This is a genomic window from Mesorhizobium sp. (assembly GCF_004962925.1).
GTDB lineage: Bacteria > Pseudomonadota > Alphaproteobacteria > Rhizobiales > Rhizobiaceae > Mesorhizobium.
Map to the genome: position 1 here is coordinate 13,227 of NZ_SUEO01000024.1, position 15,333 is coordinate 28,559.

The window sequence follows — 15,333 nt, forward strand, 5'->3', positions numbered from 1 at the left end:
CCGCGGGTAGGGAAAGGACCCGAGCGCGAACGCTCCCCTCAGGCGGCGCTCCACGGTCTTGCCCCTTGGATGATCTCTTGAGCACGTACGGCAAGGCGGCCGGCGAGAGGCCACTTGCTGGCAGCATCGGCCGACGCCGCACTGCCTGCCCGCGCCCGGTCGGCGATGCCGACGAAGATCACCGCGAAACGGAACAGCGAAAAAACCAGGTGGAAGCGTTCCAAGGGCGCAGTGGGTACGGCATGCGCGAAATAATGGTCGAGAAATTCGCGCTGGCTGGGGATGCCGAGTGCAGCATGATCAAGCCCGAGGATGCCGCCATATTCGTCCGGGGTCGAATGCCAGGTCATCGAGCAAAAGCCGAGATCGGCGAGCGGATGGCCGACCGTCGACAGTTCCCAATCGAGAATGCCGATCACCTCCGGCTTCCCGGGATGGAACAGCAGATTTCCGAGGCGGAAGTCGCCATGGGCGATCGACACGCGCCCATCATCCGCGGGCATATGCCGCGGCAGCCAGTCGGCGACCGCTTCGAGTGCCGGAATTCTGTCACTCGGAGATTCCCTGAGCTGCTTGGTCCAGCGGCCAATCTGGCGCTCGAAATAGTCGCCTGGCCGGCCGTAGTCGCCGAGGCCGACCTTGTCGGGACGGACAGCATGCAATTTGGCCATCGCTTCGGCCATGCCGAAATAGATGCCGCGTCGCTGCGCGGGCGAAAGGCCGGGCAGCGAACAGTCGTGGAAGACGCGACCATCCAGCCGCTCCATCAGGTAGAAGGGCGTGCCGAGCGGCTCGACGCCGTCGTGATAGAGCACCGGCCCGGGCACCGGCACATCGGTCGGCGCGAGCGCTTCAAGCACGCGGAATTCGCGATCGACGGCATGCGCCCCGCGCAGGATCGGCCCGGCCGGCTTCTTGCGCAGCACCATGCGATGCGCACCATAGTCGACGAAGTACGTGGGATTGGACTGTCCGCCGCCGATCCGCTCGAGCGTCATTGCGGCATCACCGAAGCGGTTCGCGAGAAAGCCCTTTAACGCCGCAGGATCGAAATCCGCATTCAACGGCTGCGCCATCTTTTCCTCCGGAGACGCCACCGAGCGTTCCTTATGCCTCGCCTTCGACGTTCCAGCGCCAGAAGCCCTTCTCTTCCTCGTTGAGGAAACGATTCAGCACCATCTTGTGGACCTCATCGGCACCGTCGACCAGCCGCGCCTGGCGAGCATAGCGGTAGATCCATTCGAGCACCGTTTCCTTGGAATAGCCCCGCGCACCATTGATCTGGATCGCCACATCGGCCGCGTCATGCAGCACATTGGCGACCTGGACCTTGGCCATCGACACTTCCTTGCGGGCAAAGCCGCCGCGGTCCAGTTCCCACGCAGCCTTCATCACCAGGATGCGGCCGATCTCGATGCGCATGGCGAGGTCGCCGAGCTTCATCTGGACGCTTTCGCGGTCGGCGAGACGCTGGCCGAAACCGTGGCGCTCGGCAGCGTAGGCGCGCGCGATCTCAACGCAGCGCTTGGACAGTCCGAGCCAGCGCATGCAGTGGGTAAGCCGCGCCGGCCCGAGCCGCACCTGCGTCACCTTCATGCCCCTTCCCTCGCCGGCCAGCATGTCTTCGACAGGGATTTCGAGCCCATCGAACTCCAGCTCGCAATGCCCGCCATGCTCCTCCGGGCCCATGATCTCGATGCGGCGCATGATGCGCCAGCCCGGCTGGTCCTTGTGGAACATCAGGGCCGACAGACCATGGCGCGGATCGTCCGAGGTTCGCGCGATCAGAATGAAATGGCTGGCCTCCTCCGCGCCGGTGATGAACCATTTGCGGCCGGTCACCACATATTTGTCGCCGCTCCGCTTCGCACGCGTCATAATCATCGAAGGGTCCGAGCCGCCGCCGGGGTGCGGTTCGGTCATGGCAAAGGCCGAGCGCACCTTGCCCTCGACAATCGGCTTCAGCCATTTTTCCTTCTGCGCTGGCGTGCCGAGCGCCTCCAGAACCATCATGTTGCCATCGTCGGGCGCTGCCGAATTGAACACCACGGGTCCGAAGATCGATCGGTTCATCTCCTCGTAGCAGACCGCCATGTCGATCTTGCCGAGACCGGCGCCGCCGGTTTCGGGCTTGAGTTGCAGGCACCACAGGCCCGCCATCCGCGCCTTGGCCCGAAGCGCCTCCAGCAGCGGCAAGGCGATATTTCCGTGCGCGTCATAGGACATTTTGTCGGCCTCGAGCGGCAGGATCTCACGCTCGACGAAGTCGGCAATGCGGACGCGGTAGTCTTCGGTGCGGGCGGGAATGTCGAAATTCATGGAAAACTCACAGCGATGAAACGAGGTGGCCGCCATCGACCTCTATGGACGAGATCGCCGAAAAGCATTGGGTCGACGTCTAGAAATCGAGCGAGCGTTCGTTTTCTCTATTCGCCTTTATCCCCTTTTGCAGCCGCCGTCATCCGGCGAAGCGTGGTTCCGCAACGCCTTTGATTCCAAGGCCGGTTATTGCGAACAGGCTGCCGCGCAGAACGCCATCGTCGGGGAATCGCGGCAACGGCGGTTTTGCCATCGAGGTCACGTACAGACTCCAGCAAGGGCCATTGGAACAGATGATGCCTGAATCGATCCTGGTGACGGAGAAATCCGGATCGAGCCGGTAGAGGCCGCCGGACGGTCCCTCTTCCATCGTGTACATCGACCCGGCGAAGAAGCGGCCGCGCTTGCTCGCATAGCCCCTAAGGGCGCCCTGGGGGCTGCTCCTGCGGAAACTTGTTTTCGTCTATGATTGCCACGGCCTGCTCGATACTGTCTCTCACCTCGAAACCGATCCAGTGTCCGTCCATCAGGTGCGTTTGCCTCGCACAGGCGAGGAAATAGCTCCCGGCCTGCTGCACAACAAAGTTGAGTTGCCTCCTCTCATTGGTTTTGATTCCCTCTGGCGGATCGGTGTACACCCCCCAGATCGCATCCTCAGCCGTCAACTTCACTGGCATCTCTGACTGAGCATAGACCCTGGTCACCATCAGGCTGTGCCGGAAAGACGAGGAGCCATTGATGAACTCGATCTTTACCGACCATTCTGCTGGCACGATGATGGTAAGATTGCCGCCCCAGTAACCGTTGAAGTCGATGATGTCGGTCCGGATGTTGTCCCTGCGGTAGCGCTCGACCTGGTTCCAATCGGCAACAATCTCTATCGCCACTGTCTTGGTTGCGGGATCGTTCTTGATCCAGCTCGGGACGAAAGGCTCCCCAGCCCGTGCAATTCCAGGCAACAATCCCAAGGCGAAGGAGAGAAGGGCAAGGTGGGCAAAGCGCACCATCGCAATCAGAGGCTCCTCCCGAGCGAGGCGGCCGAGCGCAAGCGACCGCAATCGAGGTCGACCTGGCTTACTCCCTAAGGAAGAGAATACGCTCGAAATAGCATCCACACCAGCAAACCCAGAGTGCGCTTATCGTCAGCAGCCAGAAATAACGCCATCGCTGCGATATCGTCGAGTAGGGATGCGCGTTGGAGTTGCCTGCAGTGCGTCAATGCTAAGGCGACGGGCGATTCCTTAATGTGAAGACCTGCAGCCGCCGAGTGAAAAATTTCGAGGCGTTGTGGTCGTTTCGACTTCAGCTATCGCGAAGGGTCTGTTGTGCAATTCGCCAAGCCTGCTCCACATGCCGCCGGGCCGCGGCTTCGGCGTCGTCGCCGTTGTGCGACTTGATCGCGTTCATGATGTCGGTCATTTCGGCAATTGCGGCGTCGCGACGATTGACCGAAGCGATGGTCATGGAACGCAATTGGTTGATGCGGACGTTCAGACCCTGGACGATTTCCCAGGCGATGCGCTTGTCGGCGGCATCGAAAAGCACTTCATAGAATTTTGTCGTCGCCCGCATCACCTCGATCGGATTGGCTGAGGCCCACGCCGTGAGCAGCACATCCAATGCGCGCTCAAGCGCGGCGATCTGGTCCTGCGTCGCCGTGAGTGCGCAGGCGCGCGCCGCGATGCCCTCCATCAGAGCGCGCAATTCATAAATCTCGTCGGTGCGGCTGAGATCTGGCCGGGCCACGGCAGGTCCGTGGCCCGGTATCATCTGGATCAGGCCCTCGGTCTCCAACTGCCGCAGAACTTCGCGCACCACCGAGCGGCTGACGCCGAGCTGGTCGCAAAGCGGCCGTTCGACCAACCTTTCGCCGGGTTGGAAGTGAAACCCCATGATCGCGTCGCGCATGCGCTCCAGCGCCAGTGTTCTGAGCGTCTTGGCGGATCGTTCGATCCTGAGTGTGTCGTTGGCCAATTCATCTACTCCCACCATCCGCAAACAAACAGATTCGACGATCCGTTGACAAGGGATTTGGTCTTCAATAGTATGGTATACCATAAGACGATTGAGGCGAAAGGAACTTTTCCGGATGCTTCAGCCCAATCGATCACCGAGGATTTGATGAAGCCGGCCATCCGAAAGATCGTCACCTATGTCGAGAACACGCTGATTGAAGGCGGCAAGGTGGCCCCCCGGCCGCTGCGCCTGATCGGCGTGGCGGCAGTGCTCGACAACCCCTGGGCCGGGCGCGGTTTCACCGAGGACCTTTCTCCCGAGATCCGCGCCTATGCGCCGGTTTTGGGGGAGATGCTGACCCACGAAATTCTCGCAGTCGCGGGATCTGGCGAAGCGATCGAAGGCTACGGCAAGGCGGCAATCTGCGGCACGTCGGGCGAGATCGAGCATGCCTCCGCGCTCATCCACACGCTGCATTTCGGCAATCACTATCGGCGTGCCGTCGGTGCCAAGACCTATCTTGCCTTCACCAATCTCCGTGGCGGGCCGAACACGCCGATCATGATCCCGCTCATGGACAAGAATGATGAAGGCCGACGTTCGCACTACCTGACGGTGCACTTCCAGATCGGCGACGCGCCGGCGCCAGACGAGTTGGTGGTGGCGCTTGGCGCCTCGATCGGCGGGCGACCGCATCATCGCATCGGTGACCGCTACCAGGATCTCAAGGAGGTCGGCGACCTGCATGGCTGAGCTGACGGCCCCTGGCTGGCATCGCGGAACGGCGCCTGACGGCACCGGCTTCATCCGTGCCGGATCCGGCGCGCCGGTCCTCCTCATCCATGGCGTCGGCATGAACGCGGCGATCTGGGGCCCCCAGATCGAGCTGATGAGGGACAGATGGGATGTGATCGCGATCGACATGCTGGGACACGGCCTGTCGCCGCTACCACCCGAGGACGCCAGCCTTGCCGACTATGCCGGACAGGCAATCCGGCTTGTTGATCACCTTGGCTTGGGTGCCGTCTCAATCGTTGGCCATTCAATGGGGGCGCTGGTCGGGCAGGAAATCGCTCTCGATGCCCCCGAACGGGTCCGCAGCATCGTGTCGCTCAACGCGGTCTTTCGCCGTCCGGCGGACCTTGCGCAGGCGGTGCGCGAGCGCGCTGCCGAATTGAACGGCGCGAAAAACCCGTCAGGAACGGACGCAACGATCGCGCGCTGGTTCGGCAACCCCGTCCCCGACAGCTTGGCCGAGGCCGCAAGGACGACGCGTGCGGCGCTGCTGAGCGTCAACCCGGAAGGCTATGCGCGCACATATCGACTTTTCGCCCATGCGGATGCGGCACATGGCGATCGTCTTTCCGGTCTCGCGATGCCGGCCCTGTTCATGACCGGCTCGCAGGACAAAAATTCGTCACCTGCGATGTCGGCGGCTATGGCCCGCCTCGCGCCGCGCGGTCGCTGCGTCGTTCTGGAGGGCGAACGACACATGATGGCAATAGCCTCGCCCGACACGGTCACACGGCACATTGCCGATTTTCTCGAGAGCAATGACAGCACCAGCACATCGGAGCTACCGGCGATGGGCACAGCCTTCGACGCGGGCGAATTCAGGCGGGCGCTTGGTTCGTTCCTGACCGGCGTTACCATCGTCACCGCGATAGGGCCGGAAGGAGAGCCTCGAGGCTTCACTGCCAATTCGTTTACCTCCGTTTCGCTCGATCCGCCGCTTGTGCTGGTCTGCATCGCCAAGAAAGCGCTGGGTCATCCTGTGTTTTCGACTTCGAAGTGCTTTGCCATCAACGTGCTCTCGGAGGAACAGAGAGCCGCGTCCGGCGTCTTCGCTTCGAAATCGCAGGACAAGTTCTCGGCTGTCGAATGGCGCGTCGGCCCGACCGGCAGCCCGCTGCTCGATGGATCGGTGGCGACGTTTGACTGCGACATGGAGCAGCTGGTCGACGCCGGCGACCATTCGATCCTCATCGGCCGCGTTCGCGAATTCTCCCACAATTCATCGCAGCCCCTCGGCTATTGCCGTGGCGCCTATGTCTCGCCCGGCCTCAGCCAGGAAGCGCTGGCAGCCGCGCCGCCCGACATGGAGGTCGGCGCTATCCTCGAAGATGAAGGCCGCGTGCTGTTCTTCGAAACCGTCGACGGCTTTTTCGAACTGCCGGCGGGCCGAGGACTCGGGACGCCCGCCGACACGCAAAGCCTCAGGGGACGCCTCGCTGCGAAAGCCATCGAGGCTCATCTCGGATTCCTGTTTGCAGTCTGGGACGACGCCGCAAACCCATCGCGAACGCATGTCTATTACCGCGGCACGGTGGACGCGCTCCACACCAGCGATGGCCAGGTTCGGCTCGTCGACATCGACGGGATTGCCGGACTGAATATCGCCGACGCTGCTGTGCGCTCGATGCTCGCCCGCTACGTTCGCGAATGTCGGGAGGATGCGTTTGGAGTCTATGTCGGCAACGAGGTCGAAGGTGAAGTCCGTCCGCTCGCCAAGCCGGTATCCATGAACACTTCTAATCCGGGTCAACAGATATGAAGTTCTCGCTCTTCGTCCATATGGAACGCTCGGACCCGGCAAAGCCGCATGCCGAGCTCATCGACGAGCTTGAGGAACTGGTCCTGATGGCCGAGGCGGCAGGCTTCGAGACGGCCTGGATCGGTGAACACCACGGCATGGAGTTCACCATCTCGCCAAACCCGTTCATCAACATCGCCTATCTTGGCGCCAGGACGAAGCGCATCCGGCTCGGCACAGGAACGGTTATCGCGCCGTTCTGGCATCCGATCAAGCTCGCCGGCGAAGCAGCCATGACCGACGTCATCACGGGCGGCCGGCTCGACATCGGCATCGCGCGAGGCGCCTACAGCTATGAATACCAGCGACTCTTCCCGGGGCTCGATGCCTGGGGCGCGGGCCAACGCATGCGCGAGATCATCCCCGCTATCAAGGGCCTCTGGGAAGGCGACTTCGAGATGTCCGGGGAGTTCTGGTCGTTTCCCTCCACCACCTCGTCGCCCAAGCCGGTGCAAAAACCACACCCGCCAATCTGGGTGGCGGCGCGCGATCCGAACTCGCATGACTTCGCCGTGTCCAACGGCTGCAACGTCCAGGTGACGCCGCTCGCCTCGGGCGATGACGAAGTAACCAGCCTGATGGAGCGCTTCAACGCGGTGTGCGCGGCGCACCCGGACATGGCCCGCCCCGACATCATGCTGCTGATGCATACGTTCGTTGCCGAGGACGCCGCCGATGCGGAGCAGCTGACGAAGGACCTGTCGCTGTTCTACTGCCAGTTCGGCGCGTGGTTCCAGGACAAGAAGCCTGTTCGCCAAGGCATATTGGAAGCGCTCACCGAGGACGAGATCGCAGCCATGCCGCAATACGCGCCGGACAAGATCCGACAGAACCTGGTTATCGGTGAAGCCGAAGAGGTGATCACCCGGCTGAAGGCATACGAGGCGCTCGGCTACGACCAATATTCGATCTGGATCGACAGCGGCCTGCCACACGAGCGCAAGAAGAAATCCCTGCAGCTGTTTGTCGACAAGGTGATGCCGGCCTTCGGGAATGGGAGGCCGCAATGACCCTTGTGGCCTTCAGGAACTTCATAGATGGAGCGTTCGATACGCCGACGGCCACCTTCGAAAGCATCGATCCATCAACCAGTGCGCCCTGGGCGACGATGCCCGCTGCAACGGAAGCCGATGTCGACCGCGCCGTCGAGGCGGCGCACCGGACTTTGCACTCCACCGCGTGGGCTTCGCTGACAGCGACCGCCCGCGGCAAGCTGCTGGTGCGCCTCGGCGACCTTGTCGTCGCCAATGCAGGCCGCCTGGCGGAACTGGAGACGCGCGACACCGGCAAGATCATCCGTGAGACCCGCGCCCAGATCGCCTATGTCGGCGACTACTACCGCTACTATGGCGGGCTTGCCGACAAGCATGAAGGCTCGCATGTGCCTATCGACAAGGCCGATATGGACGTCACCATCCGGCGCGAGCCGATCGGCGTCGTCGCTGCCGTCGTGCCGTGGAACTCGCAGCTCTTCCTTTCAGCCGTCAAACTCGGCCCGGCACTGGCGGCCGGCTGCACGGTCGTCTTGAAAGCCTCCGAGGACGGCCCTGCGCCGCTGCTGGCCTTCGCCGAACTCGTTCACGAGGCCGGATTTCCCGCCGGAAGCGTCAACATACTGACCGGGTTCGGGCACGATTGCGGCCGGCGCCTGACAAGTCATCCGCGGGTTTCACGCGTCGCCTTTACCGGCGGCCCTTCGACCGCTCGCGCAGTCGTCCGCAACACGGCGGAAAATCTCGCCTACACGACGCTGGAGCTGGGTGGGAAAAGCCCGGTTGTCGTGTTCGCCGACGCAGACCTGGACAGTGCGGCAAACGCGGTGGTGGCCGGGATTTTCGCGGCGTCTGGACAAAGCTGTGTCGCCGGCTCGCGGCTGCTTGTCGAGCGTTCGATAAAGGGCGAGTTCCTGGACAGGCTGAAGCACAAGGCCGAGGCCATCAGGATAGGCGATCCGCAGGATGCGGCCATCGAAATGGGACCACTGGCAACGCTACGCCAGCGGGAATGGATCGAAAAGATCGTTGCCGAGAGCCTCGCCAATGGCGGGACGCTGGTCACTGGCGGAAAAAGGCCCGTCGAGCATCCGCGCGGCTTCTACTACGCACCGACCATTATCGACGCCGAGGACGCAGGACTGCCCTGCGTGCGGGAGGAATTGTTCGGTCCGGTGCTCAGCGTTCTCGCCTTCGACACGGAAGCGGAGGCGTTGGCGCTTGCCAACAATACGCCGTTCGGCCTCGCCTCGGGCGTGTTCACCACCAATCTCGCCAAGGCGCACCGCATGGCGCGCGACATCCATGCCGGCGTCGTCTGGGTCAACACATACCGCGCCGTTTCGCCGCTCGTGCCGTTCGGCGGCTACGGTCAGTCGGGGCTCGGCCGTGAGGGCGGGCTGGACGCCATCCGCGATTACACGCGCTCGAAATCCGTCTGGATACGCATATCCGACGACCCGATCCCGGATCCGTTCGTCATGCGATGAGGCAGCGCCAGTCGCGCAATTTCATAAAAACAAGAAACCAAAAACAACCAACAGAGGAGAATGACATGAAACTGATTCTGACCGGCATCTTGGCCGGACTCTTGGCAGCCACTGCCGCGCATGCCGATGAAATGGTGTTCACCAGCTGGGGCGGAACCACCCAGGAGGCGCAGACCAAATCCTGGGCTGCTCCATTCGAAGCGAGTTCCGGCATCAAGGTCCTGCAGGACGGCCCGACGGACTACGGCAAGCTGAAAGCCATGGTAGAAGGCGGCGGCGTCGCCTGGGATGTCGTCGATGTCGAAATGGATTTCGCCATCAAGGCGGCCAAGGATGGCCTGCTGGAGCCGATCGATTTCAATGTCGTGCCGAAAGCCGATCTCGATCCTCGCTTCACCACCGACCATGCGGTCGGCAGCTTCTACTACTCCTTCGTTCTTGCCTGGAACAAAGGGGCCGTGTCGGGCGAACCAACGGGCTGGGCCGACATGTTCGACCTGACGAAATTTCCCGGCAAGCGCACCTTTTACAAATGGTCGGCGCCAGGCGTCATCGAAATCGCACTGCTGGCCGACGGCGTGCCGGCAGACAAACTCTATCCACTCGACCTCGACCGGGCGTTCAAGAAGCTCGACACGATCAAGTCGGAAATCGTCTGGTGGGACAGCGGCGCTCAGTCGCAACAGCTGATCGCTTCCGGTGAAGCGGCCTTCGGGCAGCTCTGGAACGGACGTGTCTTCGCCCTCAAGCAGGACGGCGCCGATGTCGGCGCATCCTGGAATCAGAACATGACTGCCGCCGACGTGCTCGTCATCCCCAAGGGTTCGAAGAACAAGGCGAGCGCCATGAAATTCCTGGCCGCTGCGACTAGCCCGAAAAGCCAGGCAATGTTTGCTGAAGCAAGCGGCTACGCCCCCATCAACACTGCAGCCAAGGCCGAAATGCCGGCCGATGTCGTCAAGTCGCTGCCGGACGCCTATGTCGACGGGCAGATCAACCTCGACATGAGCTACTGGGCTGAAAACCGCGACACAATCGCGGAGCGGTGGTACGCCTGGCAGGCCAAATAGCCGCTGATTTCACCATGAACCGGCGGGACGCTGCCAGGCGTCCCGCCTGATCTGACGGGATCATCGCCATGTCGGGCAATTTGCTTCATCGACCGCCAATCCTCAGAAGGCCAGACGGCACCGGCGGCGCCTTGCCGGCGCTGACCCTTATCACCCTGTTCTTCGTGGTGCCGGTCCTTGCGTTGCTGTTGCGCAGCGTGACCGAACCCGTACCGGGCCTGCAGAACTACGCCATCCTGTTTGGCGACGGCACCTATGCGCGGGTCTTCTTCAACACCTTTCTAGTCGCCACCGTTGTCACCGCCGTCACCGTCATCGTCGCGTTTCCAGTCGCCTGGATGCTGGCGATCATGCCGCCCGCCCTCGGTTCGATTGTCTTCGGCATCATCATCCTGTCGATGTGGACCAATCTGCTCACCCGCACCTATGCCTGGATGGTGCTGCTTCAACGCACCGGCGTCATCAACCGGATGCTGATGGATGTTGGCCTGATCAGCGAGCCGCTGCCGCTGATCAACAACCTGACTGGCGTCACCATCGGCATGGTCTACATCATGCTGCCGTTCATGATACTTCCACTGGTCGGAACCCTGCGCGCCATTGATCCGATGACGCTGCGTGCCGCCGCTCTGTGCGGTGCGAGCCCCTTCGACGCCTTCCGCCGCATCCTGCTGCCATTGTCGCTTCCGGGAATCGCTGCAGGTGGCCTGATGGTTTTCGTCATGTCGCTCGGCTATTTCGTGACACCCACGCTGCTCGGCGGCACTTCCAACATGATGCTCGCCGGAATGATCGCCCAGATGATCCAGTCTTTGCTCAACTGGGGGCTCGGAAGCGCGGCGGCTTTCATCCTGCTCTTGGTGACCATGGCGCTCTACGCGCTGCAACTGCGCCTCGTCGGCGCCAAGCGCATGACAGGAGGCATCTGAGATGCTGCTCGACTACGACCGGCTGGGCTGGCTGCGCGCAGCACTTCTGGGTTTCACCGGCCTGGTTGCGGCGTTTCTGCTGCTGCCGGTGGTCTTCATTGTGCTTCTGTCGTTCGGATCGTCGCGGTGGCTGGCTTTTCCGCCACCAAGCTGGACGCTGAAATGGTATGAGGAGCTCTTCGCCGATCCGGCCTGGCTCAACGCGGCGCTGACCAGCGCGCGCATTGCCACCATGGCTGCGATCCTTGCCGTCATCATCGGGCTCATGGCTTCTTTCGCCCTGGTCAGGGGACAGTTTCGCGGGCGCAATACGCTTCGCGGCCTGCTGCTGACGCCAATGGTGCTGCCGGTCGTCGTCTTCGCTATCGCCATCTATGCATTCTTCCTGCGGATCGGGCTCGGCGGCACCACGGCGGGTTTCGTCATCGCTCACACAGTCCTGGCACTTCCTTTCGCCATCATTCCCATCACCGCGGCACTCGAAGGTTTTGACAAATCCATCGAGGATGCGGCGATCGTCTGCGGCGCAAGCCCATTCGAAGCAAAACTCCGGGTCACGTTGCCGGCGATCAAGATCGGGATCTTCTCGGCGGCGATCTTCGCCTTTCTCGCCTCATGGGATGAGGTGGTGGTCGCGATCTTCATGGCCAGCCCCACCTTGCAGACCTTGCCGGTCAAGATCTGGGGCAGCCTGCGCCAGGATCTGAGCCCGGTCATCGCCGCGGCCTCCAGCCTTCTCGTCCTTCTGACGCTGGGCCTGATGGTCGTGACTGCACTCATTCGGCGGAAATTGTCGAAATGACCGAACCGTTCCTCTCCATTCGCGATCTGCGCAAGACGTTCGGCAGCTTCGTCGCCGTGCACGATGTCACGGTCGATATACCCAAGGGCGAGTTCCTGACCTTTCTCGGCCCTTCTGGCTCTGGCAAGTCGACGACGCTCTACGCAATCGCCGGCTTTCAGCATCCGACATCGGGCGACGTTCTTCTCGAAGGAAGGTCGCTGCTGTCGGTGCCGTCGCACAAGCGCAATATCGGTATGGTGTTCCAGCGCTATACGCTGTTCCAGCATCTCACCGTCGCCGAGAATGTTGCCTTTCCGTTGCGTGTGCGCCGCCGGCCGGACGCCGAGGTCAAACGAAAAGTCGCCGAGATGCTGTCGCTGGTGCGACTGGAGAGTTTCGGCGGCCGATATCCTGGCGCGCTATCCGGTGGACAGCAGCAGCGCGTGGCGCTTGCCCGGGCGCTAGCCTATGATCCGCCGATCCTTCTGATGGACGAGCCGCTTTCGGCGCTCGACAAGAAGCTGCGCGAGGAAATCCAGGCCGAGATACGGCGCATCCACCGCGAAACCGGTGTAACGATCCTTTACGTCACCCACGATCAGGACGAGGCCCTGCATCTTTCGGATCGCATCGCCCTGTTTCGGGACGGGCGCATCGAGCAGATCGGCACCGGTGAGGACCTCTATCTGCGACCTGCGAGCGAATTCGTGGCCAGCTTCATCGGAAATTCCAATTTCCTGCCGGCCGAGCATCTCGAAACCGTCAACGGCTCCGCCACGATCCGCTTGGCCGATGGCTCGGTTGTCTCGGGCGTCAGGATCGATCAGGACTTCAGCCATGGCCAGAAGACCAGGCTGATGGTGCGGCCGGAAGCGTTTCGGCTGAGACCCGGCCCGGCCACTGCCGGGCTTGCGGTCGAGTTCATCGACACCGCTTTCTTCGGCGAGCGGCGGCGCGTCATCGCGCGCACGGCCGCCGGCCAGGAGATCGACGTCAGGCCGACATCCGACATGGCAGAAGCACATGAAGGCATCGCCTCGAGCAGACAACAGATTTTTTTCGATCCCGCCGCCGCATTCCTGTTTCCAGCCTGACAGCCGAAAGTTTGACTTCAGCGCGGCGGATCTCGCGGTAGAGCCTCGCCAGGTCTGAGATGTTCATCGCCACAACACGACGTTGAAACGACCTTCGTCAAATGGAAGCTCCATCGAACTGGCGGTCTGGAACGACATCTCAGGCAGCCGGCGGCTCGATGGTGACGCCGTATTTGGCGGCGATGGCCACGAGCTTTGCCATTTCCGGCATGCCCGCGGCGGTCGCGGCGTCCAATTCCCCAAACATCTGATCAAGGCCGCAACTCGGCGCGCAAAGGACGAGCACGCGAGCCGGCTTGTCGCCGACATTGCGGATGGCATGGCGCCGGCCCCGTGGGCCGAAGAAGAAGCCACCGGGCACAATGCGATGGGGCGCACGTTCGCCCTCGAATTCGATGACGAGTTCGCCACTCAGCACGTAGAAGGCTTCATCCTCACGGGCATGGGTGTGCGGTGGCGTTCCCGCGCCCGGCGGAACCACGGACTCCCAGAGCGAGAAGGACCCCGCAGTCTCAGCGCTGGTGGCTTTGTAGACATGGGTGATGCCCAGAACATTGAGCGTCGATCCGGCCGCCGGTTCGCGAACGAACGGTTCGGCTGCGGTAACTTTGGCATCCATCGTCGATCTCCTTTGTGGTTCAGGTGGCTCACCAAGAGAGATAAGCCCGTTCTCGCCCGTCGATTAGCCGGAATTGTATGGACATGCTGTCCGGATTTCAGGACAATCCGACGATGGATCCGCTCGATGGAATCGCTGCGTTCGCTCGCGTCGTTGATAGCGGCAGCTTCTCAGCGGCGGCACGGCATCTCAAAATCTCCAAATCCGCTGTTAGCGCCCATGTGCAGCGGCTCGAGGAGCGCCTGGGCATTCGCCTGCTCAATCGCACCACGCGTCGGCTCTCGATGACCGAAGCGGGCGCAGTCTATTACCGCCACTGTGCGCGGATTCTCGCTGAAGCTGAAGCTGCGGAACAGGCGGCGACCGCGCTGCAGCGCGAGCCGCGCGGCACCCTTCGCATTTCGGCGCCCGACAGCTTCGGCTGGATGCATGTGGCGCCGGCCGTCCCCGAGTTCCTGAGGGGCTATCCGGAACTTTCCGTCGATATTGCTTTGAGCCCGGCGCATGTGAGTCTGGTCGATGAAGGGCTCGATCTGGCGATCCGCATCGGCGTGATCAAGGATTCGCCGCTTGTCGTGCGCAAGCTCGCACCATCCCGGCTCGTCGCCTGTGCTGCGCCCGCTTATCTCACGGAGCGTGGAGCGCCGCGCGAGCCGGGCGACCTTGCCAAGCACAACTGCCTCTGCACCAGCCTCCTGCCTTGGGGCGATGAATGGCGCCTTGCCGGCAAACGAGGCGAGGTGCGGGTGGCCGTGGGCGGCGGCTTCCGCAGCAACAATGCGGAGATGCTGCGCGTTGCGGCGCTTGACGGCATCGGCATCGCCCTACTGCCCACTTGGGCGGTAGCGGAGCCGCTGCGTACTGGCGCGCTGCGACGCGTGCTTGATGCCTGGGAGCCTCCAGCCAGCACGATTTATGCCGTCTATCCCAGCAACAGGCTCATGTCGATGAAGGTCCGTGCCTTCGTCGACCACCTTGCGCGATGCATCGGACGCACGCCGTATTGGGACGAAGGTCTTTGAGAAGAGCGCCCGTTTTGGATCGTTTTGATCTACGACAACCCATTGATCCAGCCTCGCAACTTTCTCTCAGAACGCAGTAAAGAACAGTCTCCTTGCCGGTCAGAAAACTCTCGATCTTGACTTCAAAAGGAAATTGGGTGGCTTGAAATTTCCTCGGTTTTGCACACTTTCGGTATCAATTCGCCGAGTGGTGCGACTTCCGGCGAAAACAGCGCGATCGAATTGACGAGAAAAATACCCTCAGCGGTGCTGGAGACAATGTCGAAGAGCGTGGCGGCCTGAAGAGCAATTTGGGATCTTGCCTACCGAGGCAGCCTCGGGCGCAGCGCTCAGCAGAGACCGCCGGCGTTGCCGGTTCTCACTCGCGATACCTGGGAGCACCTGATGCCGACTCGCCCCTATGCCATTATTGAAGCGCCGTCCGCGCTGGGTCTGGCGACCGACGGCGTGGAGGGCTTGCCCGGT

Annotated in this window: 15 protein-coding genes and 1 pseudogene; 10 read left to right on the top strand and 6 right to left on the bottom strand. The window is 62.2% G+C overall.

Annotation, left to right across the window (positions count from 1 at the left end; all coding sequences use genetic code 11):
* Positions 1-38: 38 nt before the first annotated feature.
* Together E5W87_RS07960 and E5W87_RS07965 are read right to left on the bottom strand one after the other, a co-directional pair.
* Entirely contained in the window at positions 39-1,076 is a 1,038-nt protein-coding gene (locus tag E5W87_RS07960; RefSeq protein ID WP_292395635.1) for a phosphotransferase family protein, read from the bottom strand.
* A gap of 31 nt (positions 1,077-1,107) precedes the next feature.
* The gene (locus E5W87_RS07965) at positions 1,108-2,319 is read right to left on the bottom strand and encodes an acyl-CoA dehydrogenase family protein (protein WP_292395637.1); all 1,212 of its coding nucleotides are present in this window, start codon (positions 2,317-2,319) and stop codon (positions 1,108-1,110) included.
* A gap of 25 nt (positions 2,320-2,344) precedes the next feature.
* On the opposite strand from E5W87_RS07965, the gene E5W87_RS07970 reads away from it, so the two are divergent.
* A complete protein-coding gene (locus E5W87_RS07970; RefSeq protein WP_292395703.1) occupies positions 2,345-2,623 on the top strand; it encodes a hypothetical protein in 279 nt (92 codons plus the stop codon).
* A 24-nt stretch (positions 2,624-2,647) separates the two neighbouring features.
* Here the strand turns inward: E5W87_RS07970 and E5W87_RS36035 are convergent.
* The 3 genes and pseudogenes from E5W87_RS36035 to E5W87_RS07980 all read right to left on the bottom strand — a co-directional run.
* A pseudogene (locus E5W87_RS36035) lies at positions 2,648-2,698 on the bottom strand (hypothetical protein); the annotation flags it as partial.
* A gap of 40 nt (positions 2,699-2,738) precedes the next feature.
* A complete protein-coding gene (locus E5W87_RS07975; RefSeq protein ID WP_292395639.1) occupies positions 2,739-3,326 on the bottom strand; it encodes a sulfocyanin-like copper-binding protein in 588 nt (195 codons plus the stop codon).
* 295 nt (positions 3,327-3,621) lie between these two features.
* Entirely contained in the window at positions 3,622-4,293 is a 672-nt protein-coding gene (locus tag E5W87_RS07980) for a GntR family transcriptional regulator (RefSeq protein WP_292395641.1), read from the bottom strand.
* Between the two features lie 147 nt (positions 4,294-4,440).
* On the opposite strand from E5W87_RS07980, the gene E5W87_RS07985 reads away from it, so the two are divergent.
* The 8 genes from E5W87_RS07985 (at position 4,441) to E5W87_RS08020 (ending at position 13,227) form a co-directional block, all read left to right on the top strand.
* The gene (locus E5W87_RS07985) at positions 4,441-5,028 is read left to right on the top strand and encodes an amino acid synthesis family protein (RefSeq protein WP_077381571.1); all 588 of its coding nucleotides are present in this window, start codon (positions 4,441-4,443) and stop codon (positions 5,026-5,028) included.
* Positions 5,021-6,829 carry an alpha/beta fold hydrolase gene (locus tag E5W87_RS07990; protein WP_292395644.1) on the top strand — a complete coding sequence of 603 codons (1,809 nt, stop codon included), beginning with the start codon at positions 5,021-5,023 and terminating at the stop codon, positions 6,827-6,829. Before E5W87_RS07985 ends, E5W87_RS07990 begins: the two co-directional genes overlap by 8 nt.
* Positions 6,826-7,878, top strand: a complete 1,053-nt coding sequence (locus E5W87_RS07995; protein ID WP_292395646.1) for an LLM class flavin-dependent oxidoreductase — start codon at positions 6,826-6,828, stop codon at positions 7,876-7,878. Before E5W87_RS07990 ends, E5W87_RS07995 begins: the two co-directional genes overlap by 4 nt.
* Positions 7,875-9,350 (top strand): aldehyde dehydrogenase, encoded by a 1,476-nt coding sequence (locus E5W87_RS08000; RefSeq protein ID WP_292395648.1) that lies wholly within the window; start codon positions 7,875-7,877, stop codon positions 9,348-9,350. The genes E5W87_RS07995 and E5W87_RS08000 overlap by 4 nt, the downstream gene beginning before the upstream one ends.
* A gap of 65 nt (positions 9,351-9,415) precedes the next feature.
* Positions 9,416-10,420 (top strand): ABC transporter substrate-binding protein, encoded by a 1,005-nt coding sequence (locus E5W87_RS08005; protein ID WP_292395650.1) that lies wholly within the window; start codon positions 9,416-9,418, stop codon positions 10,418-10,420.
* 68 nt (positions 10,421-10,488) lie between these two features.
* A complete protein-coding gene (locus tag E5W87_RS08010) occupies positions 10,489-11,349 on the top strand; it encodes an ABC transporter permease (protein ID WP_292395652.1) in 861 nt (286 codons plus the stop codon).
* A 1-nt stretch (position 11,350) separates the two neighbouring features.
* The gene (locus E5W87_RS08015; RefSeq protein ID WP_292395654.1) at positions 11,351-12,151 is read left to right on the top strand and encodes an ABC transporter permease; all 801 of its coding nucleotides are present in this window, start codon (positions 11,351-11,353) and stop codon (positions 12,149-12,151) included.
* Positions 12,148-13,227, top strand: coding sequence for an ABC transporter ATP-binding protein (locus tag E5W87_RS08020; protein ID WP_292395656.1), 1,080 nt, complete (start codon positions 12,148-12,150; stop codon positions 13,225-13,227). Before E5W87_RS08015 ends, E5W87_RS08020 begins: the two co-directional genes overlap by 4 nt.
* Before the next feature lie 139 nt (positions 13,228-13,366).
* Here the strand turns inward: E5W87_RS08020 and E5W87_RS08025 are convergent, their stop codons facing one another.
* Positions 13,367-13,846 (bottom strand): cupin domain-containing protein, encoded by a 480-nt coding sequence (locus E5W87_RS08025; RefSeq protein WP_292395658.1) that lies wholly within the window; start codon positions 13,844-13,846, stop codon positions 13,367-13,369.
* Positions 13,847-13,929: 83 nt separating this feature from the next.
* Between E5W87_RS08025 and E5W87_RS08030 the strand changes: the two genes are divergently transcribed.
* Positions 13,930-14,868: a LysR family transcriptional regulator gene (locus tag E5W87_RS08030; RefSeq protein WP_292395660.1), complete on the top strand. Its 939-nt coding sequence runs from the start codon at positions 13,930-13,932 to the stop codon at positions 14,866-14,868.
* Positions 14,869-15,333 lie beyond the last annotated feature (465 nt).